The organism is Sphingobacterium sp. G1-14 (assembly GCF_002196555.1).
GTDB lineage: Bacteria > Bacteroidota > Bacteroidia > Sphingobacteriales > Sphingobacteriaceae > Sphingobacterium > Sphingobacterium siyangense.
Genome location: NZ_CP021381.1, coordinates 270750 through 289832 on the forward strand (window position 1 = coordinate 270750; position 19083 = coordinate 289832).

16 protein-coding genes are annotated in these 19083 nt (G+C 39.0%); 13 read left to right on the top strand and 3 right to left on the bottom strand.

What is annotated here, in order from left to right:
- Positions 1-3 precede the first annotated feature (3 nt).
- From CBM24_RS01215 to CBM24_RS01245, 7 genes are all read left to right on the top strand, one after another.
- Complete coding sequence (locus CBM24_RS01215; RefSeq protein ID WP_088159928.1) at positions 4-1161, top strand: glycosyltransferase family 4 protein; 1158 nt, start codon at positions 4-6, stop codon at positions 1159-1161.
- Positions 1162-1167: 6 nt separating this feature from the next.
- Positions 1168-2037: a glycosyltransferase family 2 protein gene (locus CBM24_RS01220; protein WP_088159929.1), complete on the top strand. Its 870-nt coding sequence runs from the start codon at positions 1168-1170 to the stop codon at positions 2035-2037.
- An 18-nt stretch (positions 2038-2055) separates the two neighbouring features.
- Positions 2056-3243: a glycosyltransferase family 2 protein gene (locus CBM24_RS01225; RefSeq protein WP_088159930.1), complete on the top strand. Its 1188-nt coding sequence runs from the start codon at positions 2056-2058 to the stop codon at positions 3241-3243.
- A gap of 10 nt (positions 3244-3253) precedes the next feature.
- The gene (locus CBM24_RS01230; protein WP_157698348.1) at positions 3254-5074 is read left to right on the top strand and encodes a sensor histidine kinase; all 1821 of its coding nucleotides are present in this window, start codon (positions 3254-3256) and stop codon (positions 5072-5074) included.
- Between the two features lie 10 nt (positions 5075-5084).
- Positions 5085-6143, top strand: a complete 1059-nt coding sequence (locus CBM24_RS01235) for an endonuclease/exonuclease/phosphatase family protein (RefSeq protein WP_088159932.1) — start codon at positions 5085-5087, stop codon at positions 6141-6143.
- 122 nt (positions 6144-6265) lie between these two features.
- Positions 6266-7396, top strand: coding sequence for a hybrid sensor histidine kinase/response regulator (locus CBM24_RS01240; RefSeq protein WP_088159933.1), 1131 nt, complete (start codon positions 6266-6268; stop codon positions 7394-7396).
- A 20-nt stretch (positions 7397-7416) separates the two neighbouring features.
- Positions 7417-8361: a UDP-glucuronic acid decarboxylase family protein gene (locus CBM24_RS01245; protein WP_088159934.1), complete on the top strand. Its 945-nt coding sequence runs from the start codon at positions 7417-7419 to the stop codon at positions 8359-8361.
- Positions 8362-8388: 27 nt separating this feature from the next.
- Here CBM24_RS01245 and CBM24_RS01250 read toward each other — a convergent pair whose 3' ends face one another.
- Positions 8389-9183 (bottom strand): tyrosine-protein phosphatase, encoded by a 795-nt coding sequence (locus CBM24_RS01250; RefSeq protein WP_088159935.1) that lies wholly within the window; start codon positions 9181-9183, stop codon positions 8389-8391.
- Positions 9184-9660: 477 nt separating this feature from the next.
- Between CBM24_RS01250 and CBM24_RS01255 the strand changes: the two genes are divergently transcribed.
- From CBM24_RS01255 to rfbA, 5 genes are all read left to right on the top strand, one after another.
- Entirely contained in the window at positions 9661-11661 is a 2001-nt protein-coding gene (locus CBM24_RS01255) for a polysaccharide biosynthesis protein (RefSeq protein WP_232475656.1), read from the top strand.
- A 138-nt stretch (positions 11662-11799) separates the two neighbouring features.
- Positions 11800-12855, top strand: coding sequence for a dTDP-glucose 4,6-dehydratase (gene rfbB, locus CBM24_RS01260; protein ID WP_088159937.1), 1056 nt, complete (start codon positions 11800-11802; stop codon positions 12853-12855).
- Positions 12856-12857: 2 nt separating this feature from the next.
- Positions 12858-13412 carry a dTDP-4-dehydrorhamnose 3,5-epimerase gene (gene rfbC / locus CBM24_RS01265; protein WP_088159938.1) on the top strand — a complete coding sequence of 185 codons (555 nt, stop codon included), beginning with the start codon at positions 12858-12860 and terminating at the stop codon, positions 13410-13412.
- Positions 13413-13418: 6 nt separating this feature from the next.
- On the top strand, positions 13419-14276 hold the full coding sequence (gene rfbD / locus CBM24_RS01270; protein ID WP_088159939.1) for a dTDP-4-dehydrorhamnose reductase: 858 nt from the start codon (positions 13419-13421) through the stop codon (positions 14274-14276).
- Positions 14277-14298: 22 nt separating this feature from the next.
- Positions 14299-15162, top strand: coding sequence for a glucose-1-phosphate thymidylyltransferase RfbA (gene rfbA / locus CBM24_RS01275; RefSeq protein ID WP_088159940.1), 864 nt, complete (start codon positions 14299-14301; stop codon positions 15160-15162).
- A 12-nt stretch (positions 15163-15174) separates the two neighbouring features.
- Here rfbA and CBM24_RS01280 read toward each other — a convergent pair whose 3' ends face one another.
- Together CBM24_RS01280 and CBM24_RS01285 are read right to left on the bottom strand one after the other, a co-directional pair.
- Entirely contained in the window at positions 15175-15585 is a 411-nt protein-coding gene (locus tag CBM24_RS01280) for a hypothetical protein (RefSeq protein ID WP_088159941.1), read from the bottom strand.
- Positions 15586-15725: 140 nt separating this feature from the next.
- Complete coding sequence (locus tag CBM24_RS01285; protein ID WP_088159942.1) at positions 15726-17657, bottom strand: ATP-binding protein; 1932 nt, start codon at positions 17655-17657, stop codon at positions 15726-15728.
- A gap of 118 nt (positions 17658-17775) precedes the next feature.
- On the opposite strand from CBM24_RS01285, the gene CBM24_RS01290 reads away from it, so the two are divergent.
- Positions 17776-18885 (top strand): acyltransferase family protein, encoded by a 1110-nt coding sequence (locus tag CBM24_RS01290; RefSeq protein WP_088159943.1) that lies wholly within the window; start codon positions 17776-17778, stop codon positions 18883-18885.
- Positions 18886-19083: the final 198 nt, after the last annotated feature.

Consider the following 19083-nt stretch of genomic DNA (forward strand, 5'->3'; position numbering starts at 1 on the left):
AATATGAAAAGGAAACTTAAGCTTGCTTACATTATTCCAGGCCTGTTTTACCCTAGTGGCATGGAAAGGGTGCTCACAGCAAAGGTAAACTATTTCGTCAAAAAATTTGATTATGAAATTCATATTTTTGTCACTGACGGAAAAGGATCAGAGCCCTATTATCCTTTAGATGAGAAAATAAAATTGCATCACCTCGATATCAACTTTGACGGTATATTTTCTCTACCTTTATTGAAGCGAACCTTAAGCTATCGGAAAAAGCAACGACTGTTTAAAGCGAGACTTGGAGAACAATTATGTCTTATAAAGCCCGATATTACTGTATCGTTATTGAGACGGGACATCAATTTTATCAATGATTTAAAAGACGGCAGTTTGAAAGTTGGCGAATTACATTTTAATAGGTTAGTCTATCGTCAGTTTACAGATAAAAGATTTCCTGGCTTTATGCAGAGAGGAATATCAAAATTGTGGCAGGGACAACTCATCAAGAATCTGCGAAAGCTATCGGCTTTTGTCGTGCTAACGAATGAGGATGCAGGATATTGGCATGAACTTAACAATATTTCGGTTATTTCCAATCCCTTATCTTTCTATCCTGATAAAGCTGCTCTACTCAATAATAAACAAGTAATTGCAGTTGGAAGAATGACTTATCAAAAGGGATTTGATTTACTGATTAGTGCTTGGGAAATGGTGGCGAAAAAGCATCCGGAATGGATATTAAAAATCTATGGGGGGGGGGATAAGACGATGTATTTGTCGATGGTAAAAGAGTTGGGGCTGTCGGGAAGTTGCTTTTTAGAAAATGGAACTGCTTCAATAGCTGAAAAATATGATGATAGTTCAATCTTTGTTTTATCGTCAAGATATGAGGGATTCCCACTGGTTTTGGGAGAAACAATGGCTTATGGTGTTCCGCCCGTGTCTTTTATGTGTCCATGTGGTCCCCGTGATATTATCGTTGATGGGCAGAATGGATTACTGGTAGAAAATGGTAATATTAAACAGTTGGCAGACGGAATTTGTCTACTTATTGAAGACGATGCACGCAGAAAAGAAATGGGAAAAAATGCTAGAAATGATGTGAGAAAGTTTGATTTGGAAAATATAGCAAAACAGTGGCAGCAACTTTTCGAATCTATACGACCAGTAGAATGATTAGCTATGAATAACGAATGGTATAGGAAGTATTTATCTGTTTATCAGGTGCAGCCGGATCAAGTATCTCAGTCTACAATCAATACGATTGTGGAACAGCTCAAAAGATTTGAAGCGAATGAGCCTTTAGTAACTGTAGCTGTTATCGCTTATAATGAAGATAAGAACTTATGGGCTTGCTTATGGTCATTAAGTGATCTTAAATCGCGGTACCCTATTGAAATTATCGGTATAAATAATAATTCAATGGATAAAACGGAGGAAATTTTTAAGAAAGCAGGAATTCGATATTATAATGAGAAACAAAGCGGCTGTGGGTTTGCGAGGCAATGTGGATTGAATCATGCCCAAGGGAAGTATCATCTTAATATCGATGCCGACACCCTTTATCCAAGCGGATATGTGGATGTAATGGTAAGCGCATTAGAACGACAAGGTGTAGTGGCAGCAAGCGCTTCCTGGGGTTATATTCCAGATAAGACTCATAGCCGATTTTCACTATGGATTTATGAGCGTGTACGCGACATTTTTCTGTTCATCCAATCGATAAACAGGCCAGAACTTAGTGTTCGGGGTTTGGTGTTTGCTTACCATACAGCATTAGCTCAAAGGGTTGGAATCCGGACTGATATCATACGGGGAGAAGACGGATCCCTCGCCTTGGGACTAAAAAAATTTGGTCGGATTGTTTTTGTCCATAATAGAAAAGCGAAAGCAATAACGGGCTATGGAACACTTGCAGCAGACGGATCTTTATTTAACAGTTTTAAAGTTCGTTGTAAAAAAGCGTTTAAGAATTTAATGTTAGTTTTTTCCAAGTCGGATAGCTATAGGGACGAAGATTCGAATTTGATTAACAGTGATAAAAGAAAATAGGTTATCTATTTAGTACAGATGAGTTTGCATATTGTCTTTTGGAGTGCCCTCTTGTTGGTGCTATATACTTATATCGGTTACGCGGTAGTAATTTTTATATTGGCCAAATTATTCCGATATCCGAATAAGGTTCAGATGGACGATCAAAATGCGGCAGAAGATCACTTGCCTGTTTTAACTTTGTTTATTACAGCCTATAACGAGTCTGCAGTCATCCCGGAGAAAATGCTGAATTGCCTCGAACTCGATTATCCTCCAGATAAATTAAAAATTCTTTGGGTTATTGATGGAAGTACCGACCATAGTCATGAGTTGTTAAAACAGTACCCCATGGTCGAAATTATTAGTTCGCCCTTAAGGAAAGGTAAGACAGCCGCCGTTAATCATGGTATGGAAAATGTGAGAACTCCAATTGTGGTCTTTAGTGATGCGAATTGTTTACTCAATGCAGATGCGTTGAAGATTATTGCGCGCCAATTTTACGAACCATCGATCGGTTGTGTTTCCGGAGAGAAAAGAGTTGCTTTTAATGATGATGATACAGTTTCGTCAAAAGGGGAGGGAGCCTATTGGAAATATGAATCTCTCTTGAAAAAGCTAGACTTTGAATTTTATTCTGCTGTCGGTGCCGCTGGAGAATTGTTTGCTTTACGTACGGATTTATTTGCTCCAATGGAAGAAGATACTCTGTTGGATGATTTTATGCTGTCAATGCGAATCGCACAAAAAGGCTACCGTATTGCATACACTGCGGACGCTTATGCAGTCGAACATGGTTCGCTGAATATGGAGGAGGAAGGAAAAAGAAAAAGACGTATTGCTGCGGGGGGCTGGCAGTCGATTGGAAGACTGTTGCCTTTACTAAATGGATTTAAATTTGGGAAGCTGAGTTTTCAATACATATCACATCGCGTGTTACGATGGTCCATTACTCCTTTTGCCCTATTCGCACTTTTACCTTTGTCTGCAGTTCTTGGATATTGGAGTTCATCATTGCTAAATGTATTTAATGTCATTTTCTGGCTTCAATGCCTTTTCTATATTTGTGCTGTTTTAGGTTATTCGACGAAGGATGATCCGAATAGTTACAAAGTATTTTATATCCCATACTACTTTCTGTTTATGAACATGAATGTGATACGAGGTATTTACTACTTATTTAATAGAGGTTTTATCGGTGGCTGGGAGAAATCTCAAAGGAAATAATTTTAAAAATATGACGGAGAAAAAAATATTACATGATTTAGGATACTTGGAAAAAGTATTGAATATAACCTGCGATACATTATTATTAATCAATAATGATAATATCTGTGTGGACGCGATTATGAAAACAAATAATCCAATTTTAAATCCTAATATTGATGTAATCGGTCAACATATTTTGTCGCTATTTCCCCAGCCTACATCGACTCTTATTAAGCGGGAACTTGCCTTTTGCCGTCATACAGGAGAGACTTCGAATGTAAACTATGACCTGCCCACAGACGAACAAATGTACTATTTTAAATTCGTCATTCATAAATTTGACGAAGAACATCTGCTTTGCCAATATCGGGATATTACGCAGCGCAGTAACATGAAGTACCGTCTTAAATCGGCTCTTACCGCACAACTTGAGGTGGGTAAGGTCGCCATGATTGGGCATTGGACTTATGATCTACAGCGTCAAGAATTAATACATAATGGTTATTCTAATTTACACAAAAGAAATCTGGAAGCACCTGAGAAGATCACTTTGGCGGAGTTACTGACTTATGTTCATCCAGATGACAGAAAAGGAATGGAGGCATTTCTACATAATGATTCCATAGAGAATAGTACATTTGAATACCGTATAAAGCAATCTGATGTTCCCATCACCTATGTGCGGGCGACAAAATATGCCAAACGCCTTGAAAACAATGTATGTATAATAGAAGGTTTTTCGCAAAATGTAAGCGATTTCATTAAAAATCGAAATGAACTTGAAATGGTGCTTGCTGTTGTTGATAATGCACCATATAGTATTTTTGCTTGTCATAAAAATGGGACGATGGCTTTTGCGAATAAGGCATGTCGACAGCAAAATGGTCTGAAAGAAGAAGAGGTCATTGCTGACTTAAAAGTTTTTGAATGTCTGCGTGAGTTCACCACACAAGAAGCGTGGGATTTATCGGTGCAAAAAATCATTTCTGCTTCGGGTTATTATCAATACCGCTGTGATACCCTATATCCGGAATTGGATATTATCGGCTCAGAATGCAGTTCGTTGATGATCAAAAACGGCAATGGTGAGGATATTGTCTGGACCATCAAGCGCGATATCTCTGATCAGCTTCGTTACGAGGAGCAGCTGTTGCGTTCAAAAGAAGCTGCTGAGGAATCTGAGCGGTTAAAATCTGCATTTATCTCGAATATGAATCATGAGATCAGGACGCCGCTAAGCGCTATTATGGGCTTTGGAAGTATTATTGCCGATACGCCAGATCCTGAGCTGCGAAAGGAGTATGGGGAGCTCCTCAATGCAAATAGTAGCCAGCTGCTACGGCTGATAACGGATGTATTGGAGATGTCGCAGATGGATGCAGGGAAAGTCAGGCTAAAGAATTCAGATGTTTCTCTCAAAGGAATACTGAATGAATTATCATTGAGTTTTCTGCCAAATGATGAGCAGCCAGCGATAATTTTTGACATTCCCGAAAGGGATTTAGTGGTTTGGCTGGATCGTGGGCGGGTCATTCAGGTTCTTGTCAATTTAATTAATAACAGCTTAAAATTTACACCACCTGATGGTATTATACATGTTGGTTATAGAGTAAGAGAAGATCATATAGAGTTTTATGTAAAGGATAATGGTATAGGCATAGCCAAGGAAAATCAAGAATTGATCTTCAATAGGTTTTATAAAATTAATCCGCTAGATAAGGGTACGGGGTTGGGACTGGCAATTTGTAAAGGTATTGTTGAGCAGATGAATGGAGAGATAACGGTAGAGTCGGAATTAGGACAAGGCACTACTTTTATTATAATTTTGCCTATTGGCAAGCAAGTATAAATTTTGGTATATGGCAGAAGAACTAGCGTATAAACCGATCAAGATCTCGGTATTATTGATGATATGCATTGTTGTATTTGTCGCACTCGTCACTTCATTTTCGTTTTTGGCCTTGTATATACCGCCGCAGACGACCGTTTTCTTTCAGTGGGTCGGTGTGTTATTGCCTGCCCTTTTATGCTGTAATCTCGTATTTTTAATTATTGGATTGTATAAACATAGTTGGTATAGTATTTGCCCGTTTATAGCAATATTGGCCAACTTTCATTATTTTACAAAAATCGTTCAAAACAATCCGGAGCAATGGGAGGAAACAACGGATATACGTGTAGCGACCTATAATGTTCGTGAGTTTAAAATGGTTTATAATCTATCATCTATGGAGCAGATCGCAGCTTATATCGAATCACAACATATAAATACACTCTGTTTACAAGAAGTTCCAGCTAGTTGTACCATGTCGGAATTGAAGCGTACGTTTGGTCAGTTTCAGTATTTCATCATGACAGGAAATAAGTCAGGGCAGAATCAACTTGCTATTTTAAGTAGATTTCCGTTAGACTCGGTACAGACCATTTCATTTGATGAACGCCCTAACTGTGCGATCTTTGCAGATCTCTCTTATAAGAAACATAAAATTCGGATCGGCAACTGCCACCTGCAGACAACAAATTGGAATCAGGTAAAAGGAGATCTAATTCCTGCGGAAAACAGAAGGGCAAATTGGCTGGGTGCTCTCAATACCTTATCGAGAAATTTTAGATTAAGAGGTCCTCAGGCAGATCATCTAAAAAGCGTGATGGATAAATCTCCTTTTCCGATGCTTATGTGCGGAGATTTCAACAATAGTCCCAATTCATATAGTTATCATAAAATTAAAGGAAATTTGAAGGATGCGTTTCGCGAAGCAGGTAATGGGTATGGATATACTTACAGTAATTTAATGAAACTCTTTCGCATTGACTTTGTATTCTTTTCTGGAGACGAAATTCGGGCTATAAATTACAGAACAGGAAATGTTGACTATAGTGATCATCTTCCTGTGTTGGTTGATTTTAAAATAAATTGATGTTAGATAACATTTTTGCTACACAAATTATCGAAGCAATTATTCCTGTAATATTGATTTATGAATTTTATAAAAGGAATAACATCCTTTTAGGCATTGTCTAAACAAGCTAATAATGATCTATGGAAATCGATTTTTCAATGTATAATATTCTGATCGTAGAGGATTCTGAGCTTAATCTTTTTGTGTTAAAAGAGATTTTAGAACGTGAGCACTTCAACGTATTCACTGCTTCCGGTGCTAAAGGGGCATTTGAAAATTTGCAACAGCAAAGGATAGATCTTATTTTAATGGATGTCATGATGGGGAATACGAACGGATTTGATCTCACCAAGGAACTGAAATCCATGGAGCTGTATAAGCATATTCCTGTGCTTTTTATTACCAGCCTAAAATCTCCGGATGATGTCGTGCGGGGATTTGACAGCGGCGGTGTAGATTATATTCCGAAGCCTTTTAATAAAAAGGAATTGCTTCAGCGCATCAAACATCAGATCAAGCTTATTGAATCGGGGAATACAATTGCTAAACAGACGGCGCAACTGCAGGAAGCAATATTAAATCGGGATAGCATGTATGCTATTCTGGCACATGATCTACGAAGTCCGATTTCTTCACTCAAAATGATCTTAAATATTTTGACCATGAGTGCTGAAGAACGTAATACCGGATATGGAAATATGGTCAATACAGGTAATGATATTGCCGAACAGCTTTTTAGTGTCTTGGACAATTTGCTCAAATGGACTAAAAATAGCCTGGGCGTGTTAAGCTATATGCCACAGGAAATTGAGATTGATGAAATGATTAAAGGTGTGGTGGAGACACTTCAACCAACAGCTAAATTGAAAAATATTGAAATACAATTAACATTACAACCAGGTTTGCAGATCTTTTTTGATGCAGATATCATGAAAAGTATATTAAGAAATCTTTTGATCAATGCGGTGAAGTTTAGTCACGAAAATTCGCTAATCAAGCTCAATTTATCTCGCGATGGGGATGATGCTATGGTCGAATTTATTGATACTGGTGTAGGAATGAGTGTGGATGCGCAGCGTCAGCTATTGGATCAAATGAAGGAGGAGGGTAAGATCACTCCTATGCGTGATAAAGGTAAAGGCTTAGGTTTGTGGATAGTTTATCATTTTATCCAGCGTGGTGGTGGAACATTCTTTTTTGAGTCGGAAGAAAATCGAGGATCCCGTTTTGGCTTTTGTGTGCCGCTCGAGCATACCATAGATAATCACTAAAAATTTGATATTATAAATTTATGTATAACCTAAAAAAAAGAATACTAGTCTCAGGTGGAGCTGGGTTTATAGGTTCTCATCTGTGTGAACGTTTACTTAAGGATGGGAATGAAGTTATCTGTATGGACAATTTCTTTACAGGGGATAAATCGAATATTGTTCATCTGTTGCATAATCCCTATTTCGAGCTTGTACGGCATGACGTAACGGTACCTTTTTTAGCTGAGATTGACGAAATATATAATCTGGCCTGTCCAGCAAGTCCTGTTCATTATCAGTATAATCCGATTAAAACCATCAAAACTTCGGTTATGGGTGCTATCAACATGCTTGGTCTTGCCAAGCGGGTGAATGCTCGTATTCTACAGGCTTCTACTAGTGAAGTGTATGGCGACCCACAGGTTCATCCGCAGTATGAGAGCTATTGGGGAAATGTTAATCCTGTCGGTATTCGATCCTGCTATGATGAGGGAAAGCGATGCGCAGAAACACTTTTTATGGATTATCACCGACAACATCATGTGGCGATAAAGATCGTTCGGATATTTAACACCTATGGCCCACGCATGCATCCCCAGGATGGACGGGTAGTATCTAACTTTATTATGCAAGCTTTACAAAATAAAGATATTACTATTTATGGTGAAGGAAATCAGACCCGCAGTTTCCAGTACGTAGATGACTTGGTGGAAGGAATGATCCGAATGATGGCTACAGATAAGTCTTTTATCGGACCCCTCAATATCGGTAATCCCAATGAATTTACTATTTTGCAATTGGCGGAGCAGGTTATCTTGCAAACGGGATCACAATCAAAAATTAAATTTTTGCCTTTACCCCAAGACGATCCGCAGCAAAGGAAGCCAGATATTCAGCTTGCTAAGAAAAGCTTAGACTGGAGTCCCACAGTTCAACTTGAAGAAGGACTCTCCAAGACAATAGCGTATTTTAAGACACTTTTATAAGGGAAGTTTTGCATCCGTTACGATTACTTAACCAGCAATAACTTGGGCTTTATGTTGATTGATATGATCAAGAAGTGTTTCATTTAAGATGGGCGAAGTTTTCAACATCTCACGGATAGGATATTTCTCAACGATATTTTTCAGCGCGTCAAGATGACGTTGATGGTGGAGGTCGGTTCCTACAAAATCATACATACCTGATTTCAAGAGGGTCATGGCAATGGCTTTCACATCGACGCCATAGTATCGACTCAAAGAAAGTAGATTTAGCTGCAGTAAACAGCCTGCATCTTTGATCTGTTTATAAATATTAAAATTACTGTGGTAATAATTATATCGCTCCGGATGGGCTAGAATTGGCTTATATCCTAATTTTTGGATCTCTAAAATGGTATGAAACAATGCTTTCGATTCGGATAGATAAGACATCTCAATCAAAACGTAACCGCCTGGCATCACACATAGCTCATTTTCTCTGATCAATAAAGGAAGATTTTCGTCAATCATGTGTTCTGCCGCCCCGAAGATATCAACATCTTTACCCGATTTTTTTAGTCCATCGATAAGCGAATCTCTCGAATTTTCAATACTAAACTTGGTGTTTTGATGTACACCCGACATGATATGTGGCGTGCAGATAAACTTTTTAAGGCCTAAGCGTTGAAGTTCTTGGATATAATGCAATGATTGTTGGACAGAACTACTTCCATCGTCAATGCCAGGTAAAAGATGATTGTGCATGTCTACTTCTAGAAATTCCAACTGTGCCAAAGATCGAATGGATGAAGTCTTTTTCCCAAACAGGTTGCTAAAAAATCCCATGATGTAAATTAATTAATGATGTTGTACATAATAGTTCAGTTAAGGAGCGGCGTGTCAGTCTATATTAAGCGGAGATGTAAAATTTTAATTCCTTTCCATGACTATTTGTTATTTAATGCAAACAATATGCCAATAATGACGTTAGTATCTTCAGAGCTATATTATCCATTAAATTGTTTCGAAAGTTGATGTTAACAAATTGTTCTTTTATTAGCCTGTACTCGTAATTATAATATTTTAATGCTCATTTTTTTCAATGTAACAGTTTCGGTATAATAGTTGCTTAGTCCACGGTGATAAACTGATCGAATGAATAGGGTCCTTTTTTAATGATATTTTATCAAAGAAATATTTTAGGTGTAAAAATTTAACTATCTTGCATCTCCAATATAAAATATTATAATAAAGCCATATCAGATTGTGTTCGTTTGTCGCAGACACGGTCAGTAACATTTTAATTAATTAAGACAAAAAGCTATGATGGGTTCTCTGGGAGATTTAAGAAAGCGCCTGAGAAAGGACAATCCAAGATGGGTCATTTTAATGATTGATATGTGGTTTGTATTTGCAAGCTACGTATTTTCTAATTATGTGGTCAACAACTTCAAGGGTGTATTTGATATTGCATTGATGTTGAAAAAAGTTGTCGTTATATTGCCAGTCTATCTCTTGATGTTTTTATGTTATGATACCTTTCGAGGTATTGTTCGGCAGACAGGCATTCGGGATACCATTAAAATATTTAAGACGGTAGGGTCTGCCTATCTCATAGTAATGGTTTTAACCTTCATCATCAAAGCCGTTTTTGACAAAGGAACTTTGGCCGGAGATTATCTTAGATTGTCCTATGGTGTGTTGACTATGCAGGCCACAATTTTGCTAGTGATCATGGTTGGTGCACGTGTCATCTATCGGACCATTTATGAATATATTTTTCTGCCTGGCAGGAAAGGTGAAAATGTGCTGATTTTCGGGGCTTCAAGACCGGGGCTTGTATCTTTCTCCCTATTGAAAGAGGATCCGAGGACGAAATATCAGGTTGTCGCTTTTGTGGAAGATAAAATATCGCGGATTGGTAAGCGATTGGCGGGATTAAAGATTAAAGATATTACTGAAATAACAAAGGAATATGTTGAAAAATACCAAATTACTCAGGTGATCCTCGCGGTTGAAAATAATGATCCCGAGCGTTTGGAATATGTGTCGGATTGGTTCCAAAATATTGGACTGGAATTGAAGATTATGCCTCCGGCACGCATTTTACTTAATTCTGGGGCCAAGCGTGAAATCAGGCCTTTGAAGATTGAAGATTTATTGGGACGCAAGCCAATCAAATTGGATCACCCCGAGATCGAAGAAGAGATGCAAGGAAAAGTGATCCTGGTGACCGGTGCTGCCGGATCTATCGGTTCGGAGCTGGCCCGCCAAATTGCCAGACGTCACTATAAGACGTTGATTTTGTTAGATCAAGCCGAATCAGCGCTATATGATATTCAACAATCGATCAAGGCGACACAACCTGAGCAGATGCACTGCGTGGTAGGTGATGTGCGTAACTATGCCTTTATGCAGCGGATATTTGCGCAATACAAGCCCGATTTGGTATTTCATGCAGCTGCTTATAAGCACGTTCCTTTAATGGAGGCAAACCCGTACGAGTCTATTCAGACCAATGTATTGGGTAGCAAAAATGTGGCGGATCTCTGTATGCAATATGGAACTAAAAAGATGGTCATGGTGTCTACGGATAAGGCTGTTAACCCAACCAATGTTATGGGAGCAACCAAACGTATGGCAGAAATTTATGTGAGCAGCTGCAGCGGTAAATCCAATACGAGTTTTATTATTACCCGATTTGGAAATGTGCTTGGTTCAAACGGTTCTGTGATTCCGCTTTTTGAGAAGCAAATGGCAGAAGGGGGACCGCTAACCCTGACCCATCCTGAAATTACCCGTTTCTTTATGACGATACCTGAAGCGTGTCAATTGGTTCAGGAGGCCGGTGTGATGGGAAAAGGAGGAGAGATCTTTGTATTCGATATGGGAAAATCTGTTAAGATTATTGATCTGGCTAAACGCATGATTAAATTGAAAGGCTACCGTTACCCGGAAGATATTGATATTAAAATTGTTGGATTACGTCCGGGCGAGAAAATTTATGAGGAATTGTTGGCAAATAATGAGAATACGGTGAAGACGCACCATCCAAAGATTATGATCGCAAAAGTAAATCATGATGAATTGTCGCTTAAGGCAGAGCGTATTAATTCGATTTGCCAGCAGATTTTGGATGCGGATAAACAATTGCCAGATTTTATGGCGCTTGTTGCCGGAATGAAGCAGATTGTACCAGAGTTTAAATCTCAAAATTCAGAATATGAGGTGCTGGATACACAGGAGGGGAAGGAAGAAATAGAAATGCTGGATGAGGCGCCGGCAGAGGTGCCAGTTTATTCTTTAGTAAAGAATGTATTATAAGCAGAAAAGTTTTTATATAATTAACAATATAAAGAAATGAAAGGCCTTCTTATGGAAGGTTTTTTTTGTATTTTAGCGAATTATTTGATGCATGCATCATTCGTAGACCAATGGTCTAAACAAGTCTATAGTTAATATATGAATAAAACAATTTTAATTACGGGTGGGGCTGGCTTTATTGGCTCACATGTGGTACGTGAGTTTGTGTTAAAGTATCCCGAATATCAGATTGTTAATCTGGACGCTTTGACCTATGCTGGTAATCTAGAGAATTTAAAAGATATCGAACATTTTCCTAATTATACCTTTGTTAAGGCGGATATTACCGATCAACAGGTTGTCTCGGTTATTTTCCAAGAATATCAGCCCGATGGTATTATCCATTTGGCGGCGGAGTCCCATGTCGACCGCTCAATTGTCGACCCAATGGCTTTCGTCATGACCAACGTAATTGGAACGGTCAATTTATTGAACGCCGCCCGGATAATCTGGAAGGATAATCTGGAAGGAAAACGTTTTCATCATGTGTCAACGGATGAGGTGTTTGGCGCGCTCGGTGATACGGGTTTTTTTACGGAAGAAACAAAATATGATCCGCACTCACCGTATTCAGCTTCCAAAGCAAGTTCTGATCATTTTGTGCGGGCTTACCACGATACCTACGGTTTGCCCATTGTTTTGACAAATTGCTCCAACAATTATGGGCCGAATCATTTTCCCGAGAAATTGATTCCGTTATGCATTCATAATATTTTGAATAATAAATCACTCCCTGTTTATGGTGATGGAAAATATACCCGCGATTGGTTATATGTCATTGATCATGCAAAAGCAATCGATCTTGTTTTTCATGAAGGTAAAAATGGGGATTCCTATAATGTTGGTGGATTTAATGAGTGGCAAAATATAGACCTGATCAAGGAGCTTTGCAAACAAATGGATGAGAAACTGGGGCGTGAAAAAGGCTCCTCGGCACAGTTGATAACTTTTGTGAAAGATAGACCGGGACATGATTTACGTTATGCTATTGATGCAACGAAGATCAATAAGGAGTTGGGCTGGAAGCCATCAGTAACTTTTGAAGAGGGCTTATCTCGGACGATAGACTGGTTCTTATCCAATCAGGAGTGGTTGGAACACGTAACTTCTGGGGATTATAAAAAATATTACGACAATCAATATAAAGATGCATAAGAATGACGTATACGGAAACTAAATTAAAGGGCTGTTTTATACTTGAACCGACCGTATTTGAAGATGAAAGAGGTTATTTTTTTGAATCATTTAATGAAACGAAACTAAAGACGATTCTCGGTTATACACCACACTTTGTACAGGATAATCAATCCAAATCACAGTTTGGTGTCGTGCGTGGTCTACATTTGCAAGGCGGTGAGCATGCGCAGGCAAAATTGGTCCGTGTTGTTGAAGGTCGCGTATGGGATGTCGCTGTTGATGTTCGTCCAGGATCACCTACCTTTGGACAATATATTGGCATTGAACTTTCTGCTGAAAATAAAAAACAATTATTTGTGCCTAGAGGCTTTTTGCATGGCTTTTCTGTATTGTCCGAACATGCGGTCTTTTTCTATAAATGTGACAACAACTATCATAAAGAGTCGGAAGATGGCGTAAACCCGTTGGATCTGGAACTTTCGATTGACTGGCAAATTCCTGCCGAACGAATGATTCTCTCACAAAAGGATCAGGAGGCACAATCCTTTGAAGGGTTACGTTTGAGATTAATATGATAGGATATGCGGATTGTTATAACCGGAGCTTCAGGACAACTTGGCTCAGAACTAAAAGATCTTTTGCTGGATAATATCGAAAAGGAGTGTTATTTTCTGGATCGAAAACAATTACCATTGGATCAAATTCAAATCATACAGCAAATTTTGGCAATGTATGAGCCGGATCTTATTATCCACGCGGGAGCTTATACGGCTGTGGATAAGGCTGAGGAGGATCAGGTAACGGCTGATTTGGTCAACCACGTAGCTTGCGAAGAGATCGCAGAATACTGCCATCTGCATGGTACACGTCTAATCACTATTTCGACAGATTATGTTTTTGATGGATCTTCGGCTACTGCTTTAACAGAAACTGCCGAAACCGCCCCCATCAATGTATATGGTCAAACGAAATTGGCGGGAGAACAGGCAATTCAGAAATGGTGCCCCGACGCAATCATCATACGTACCTCTTGGGTTTATTCCACCTACGGCAAAAATTTTGTTAAGACCATGTGTCGTTTAATGGATGAGCGTAAGGAGGTAGGTGTCATTAACGATCAAATTGGAAGCCCTACCTATGCGAAGGATCTAGCCTTGGCAATCGTAAAAATAGTGGATTCTTCTAAATGGGAGGGCGGTATTTATCATTATAGCAATGAAGGTGAGATTTCTTGGTACGACTTTGCTGTAGCGATACGTGATTTCCGTTCGTTCGATTGCGAAGTAAAACCGATTCCCACAAGTGCTTACCCGACACCTGCACGCAGGCCAAAGTATTCCTTACTCGATAAGTCGAAGATCAAGGCTATTTTTGCAGTTGAGGTACCCAGTTGGGAGATAAGTCTGGCTAAAATGCTAGCCGAAGAGTTTAAAAATTAAGAATAATCAAAATATGAGTACTATGAAAGGAATTATATTGGCAGGAGGCTCAGGAACACGACTACATCCACTTACCTTGGCAGTAAGCAAACAGCTGATGCCTGTATATGATAAGCCGATGATCTATTACCCGCTGTCAACCTTGATGCTGGCCGGGATACGTGAGATTTTGATTATATCGACGCCTCAGGATCTTCCGAATTTTAGGAAATTACTGGGCGATGGGTCACAATTGGGGTGTCGGTTTGAATATAAAGAGCAACCAAGTCCCGACGGATTGGCGCAAGCATTTTTATTGGGGGAGGAATTTATTGGCGATGATAAGGTCGCTCTTATTTTGGGTGACAATATTTTTTATGGCTCAGGTTTGTCCAAGCTTTTACAGTCTTGTGCTGATCCAGATGGTGGGGTTGTTTTTGCATATCCTGTACAGGATCCGGAGCGTTATGGTGTGGTCGAATTTGATGAAACAAATAATGTTATTTCGATTGAGGAAAAGCCACAATCGCCAAAGTCGAATTACGCTGTGCCCGGAGTTTATTTTTATGACAACGAAGTGGTTACTATCGCCAAGAACATAGAGCCTTCTGCTCGCGGTGAACTGGAGATCACAGATATTAATAAAGAGTACCTTCGCCGTGGTAAATTGAAGGTCGGTATTTTTGATCGTGGTACAGCTTGGCTGGATACAGGAACGATACAGTCCCTAATGCAGGCGGCGCAATTTGTACAAGTGATTGAGGAACGGCAAGGAATGAAAATAGGTGCTATAGAAGAGGTAGCTTATCGCATGGGCTATATCGATCGGCAACAACTGCTAAAAATAGCAGCTCCGTTGAGTAAATCGGGTTATGGCGAATATTTAAAACGGATTATAAAATCATAAATAGCCCCCGTTTTATTGCTTTATATACGCTTCATAGGCATTGCTGAGCACTTCTCCTTTTTCATTAACACGGTTAAGCGTCCTATCGTTTACTAGCACATAACGTAGGGATAGCTTTTGCTGATTTTTTATTGTAGTAATCACAAGATCTTTATTGTCGGTGAGGGCATAGGTACCTTCCTCTTTAATACCTGTAATTCGTTCTCCCTTTAGCTGCACGATTTCATAATTATTACTTTTTTTGAAGTTAATCCGAAGATAATTGTCACCCCCACCGTAAATAATTTCTGCATCCATGTCTTTGCGAAGCCAAGATGTTTCAGTGAGAATATCATCTTCCTGGAAGACAGCATTTTCATTAGACCCGCAGCTAATAAAGGCAAACGAGGTCACGGTAAATAAAATAGGTATGAATTTTCTCATGATGTAAAAGGTTAGAATGTATTATAATATAGCCTATGCGAAATTTCGCATTCTTACATCAAATATAAAATCATTAATTTCTAATTAATATAGACCCTGGGGTTCTATTTTCTTCAGTCGATCTTAGGGAAAAACAGTGTTTATCTAGGAATATGGATCGTGAAAGTACTTCCGAATCCAACACGACTCTCAATCGTTATTGAACATTTTATTCGGTTAGCAAATTCGTGACATAACATCAAACCTATACCATTTCCTTTTTCCTCGAGGGTCCCTTCAAGACTATGTTGCTGTTGCATACCTTTCAGTGCCCTAATTTTTGTTTCGTCCATGCCTACGCCTTGGTCTCTTATTGAAATAAGGATATTGCTATCGGTTTCATGTTGTTCAAAAATAATGACTTTACCACTAAAGCTAAATTTGATGGCGTTATTGAAAATATTTCGGATGATAAATTCAAATCGTTTAAGGTCACTATGGATGGATAAGTTTGGAGAAATTTTGATGTCTATATATAACTTTTTCAAGTTTATTCGATCCATAAAAAGATTCTCGCAGTCTTTAATAATTTGATAGGGAAAGATTTCCTGTATGTCAAGCTTTTCATTAGCCATTTGTTGTGAAGACCATACAAGCAAACTATCGAGCATTTTTGATGCAGCAGTAACCTGATTGCCAATAGTGATCAACATACTTTTAATTTCATGCGCTGGTAGGTCAACGATTTTTGAAACGGAGAGTAAGGCCTGAAATGTAGATAAAGGGCTTCGCAAATCATGCGACACGACAGAAAAGATACTGGCCCGAAAGCGATCTGCCTGGACCAATTCGGCGTGTTGCTGCTTGATTTCCGTCGCCTGTTCATCTACTTTCAATTTCTCCTGATGTAATAATCTATTCTTTTTGATCAGCAAAATGATCATCACCAAAAATATTAGTAGAACAAAAAAGGTCAATAACCCCATCAGCTTTATCCAATGGGCTTCACGCTTTACATTCGCGTTTTTTAATAACAGATTTTTATTTTCAAGCTCCTTCTTTTCGCTTTCATATTTTTCCCGAAGTTCTTCCCGAATCCTTACGCGGAGGACTTCTGCATCTTCATGAAATTTGCGATCTGAGCTATCCTGATCGCTGAGAATTAAATGTTCATCCTGCGCTTTGATCGCTTTAGCTATCTTGTCAAAATCTCCCTGAAGGTCTTCCGTTAAGTTGGTGAAACCGCTTTTGGCGATAATGCGCTTGATAAGGGTTACTTCTTTTGCCGCCAGATCAAACCGCTTTTCTTTGACATAAATATTCGCGCGGTTGATACGGGCATAACTTTCGCCAACAGGATCTTCTTTCTTGGTGGTGATGTCTATCGCGAGGTCGGTATAATAGGTACTCCATTCAAGCTTATCTGCCTTGAGATAGAGGTAGCTTAATAGAATATAGGTATTGAAAAGATCAACTTCAGGCGCATTTGCTTTGCAGAATTCAACCGTTTTTACCAAATAATCGATGGCTTTGGTTACATCTTGCTTCTTTCCTCCATTCAATGCATTTTGGGCATATATATTTCCGATATTGGTTGAGATATTGGCTCGGTTTCTTGTATCACGCAGCTCTTTGGAGAGATCTAGTGCACGCTGGTAATACTTTAAGGCCTGATCGGGGTCATAACTCTTGTTGAATACATTGCCTATATTCAGGAAAGAGAGCATCATCCCTTTCTTGTCATTGCGTTCTTCCCGCTTTTTGAGTACTTTAAAGTGTATTTTTACGCTTTCATCAAAGTTATTTAGCTTCAGGTATATAATACCTTGTAGATTTAATAAATCAATTTGCAAAGGTTCGAATTTTTTTTCACTGATGAGACTCAATCCTTTGGAAACGATTTCCTGTGCTTCTTGGGGATTACTGCGGTAAATTTCTGAGGCAACTTTATAATACGCCAATATTCGGGTCGAATCGTTACTTGCCTCCGATAGCTGCTTATCTACCTTGTCCCAGCCAGTGTTTTGGGCATGTGCCCGAAAGTTACAAACCTCGATTAGGATAGCAATAAATAGGAAAGATAGTTGGCGCATTGGTTTCTCATTTGAATGAGCGGTAAAAATAGCAAATATCCAAATTAGTAGGACACTTAATTGTAAGGTATTCTATTTCGGAAGAATAGGCAAAATTATTGGCTATATTTGCAGCCAAATGTCTGAGTCCAAAAGAATTTATCAAATCGACCTGTTTCGCTTTATCGCAGCATCCGCGGTTGTATTATATCATTATTTATACCGGGGGTATGCAGCCGGAAATATGTCGCTATTGGGTTTCGATGGCGTCGGAGAATATTTTAAATACGGCTACCTGGGCGTAGACTTATTTTTTATCATTAGTGGTTTTGTGATTGCTTTTTCCATCAAACATCTTTCACTGCGTAAGTTCTGTTATTCCCGCTTCAAGCGTTTGTATCCGATGTATTGGATTTGTTTGCTGTTGACTTTTATCGTTTCTTATTTGTGGGGCGCACCGCGTTATCATGTCACATTTACACAACTATTGGCCAATCTGACCATGGTGCAAAAACTATGGGGACAGGGGGATGTCGATGGCGCTTATTGGTCACTTTATGTGGAGTTGAAGTTTTACCTGATCATCGCTTTGTTTCTAATTCTGAATCGATTTAAAAAAATAAGCTTGGATTACTTGGTTTATTTTTGGCTGCTATTGTCCAGCCTACGCTTTTTTGTTGGGCCTTCGGAAATTTATGATGGGCTCCACGAGTTTTTTTTACTCGACTGGAGTGCGTATTTTATTGCGGGAATTATATTCTGCCAGATTTTTCTGCATGGACCAAAAGTCCAGCATTTTGTCGCTTTACCTTGGTGTTTGTACATTTCCATCGATGGTGCTGTGGGGCGCATCCATTGGTTGGAACGTACTTTTCACAGTGACTTTTCCCCTTATATTATTGGTGCGACCATCGTTGTGTTTTACCTGCTCATGTTACTGGTTTCCTGTAAAAAGCTCCAGGCGATCAATTCGTCCGGATTTGTTAAAATCGGCATGTTGACCTATCCACTGTATTTAATCCATCAACACATCGGCTTTATTATTTTTAATCACCTGTATCTGTATCTGAATAAATACCTGCTCCTTTCAGGTGTTATAGTTCTTATGCTTGCCCTGGCTTATCTGCTGAGCGATCGGATTGAACCGCGGATCATGAAGCATTTTCGTAGCATATTGGCGTTTTTACCTCTCCTGGCGGGCTGTAGGATTTGTGGGCCCGTGGACGACAGTAGACTCGACGGACAGTAGTTAAAATCTGGAGAATATCGGCTAAAATAAACCTATGTATAATGATGTAGAGTCATTAATTTTATAAATGTCAAATAGACAGCAATACAGAAAATATTCTTCGATTTTGGAAGCTTATTAATTGGAAGCTTATTAATAGGGATTGCTTTTCTTCTTGTTCGTCTTCTGTTGAAGACAATCAAGGAAAAGGATACGGTA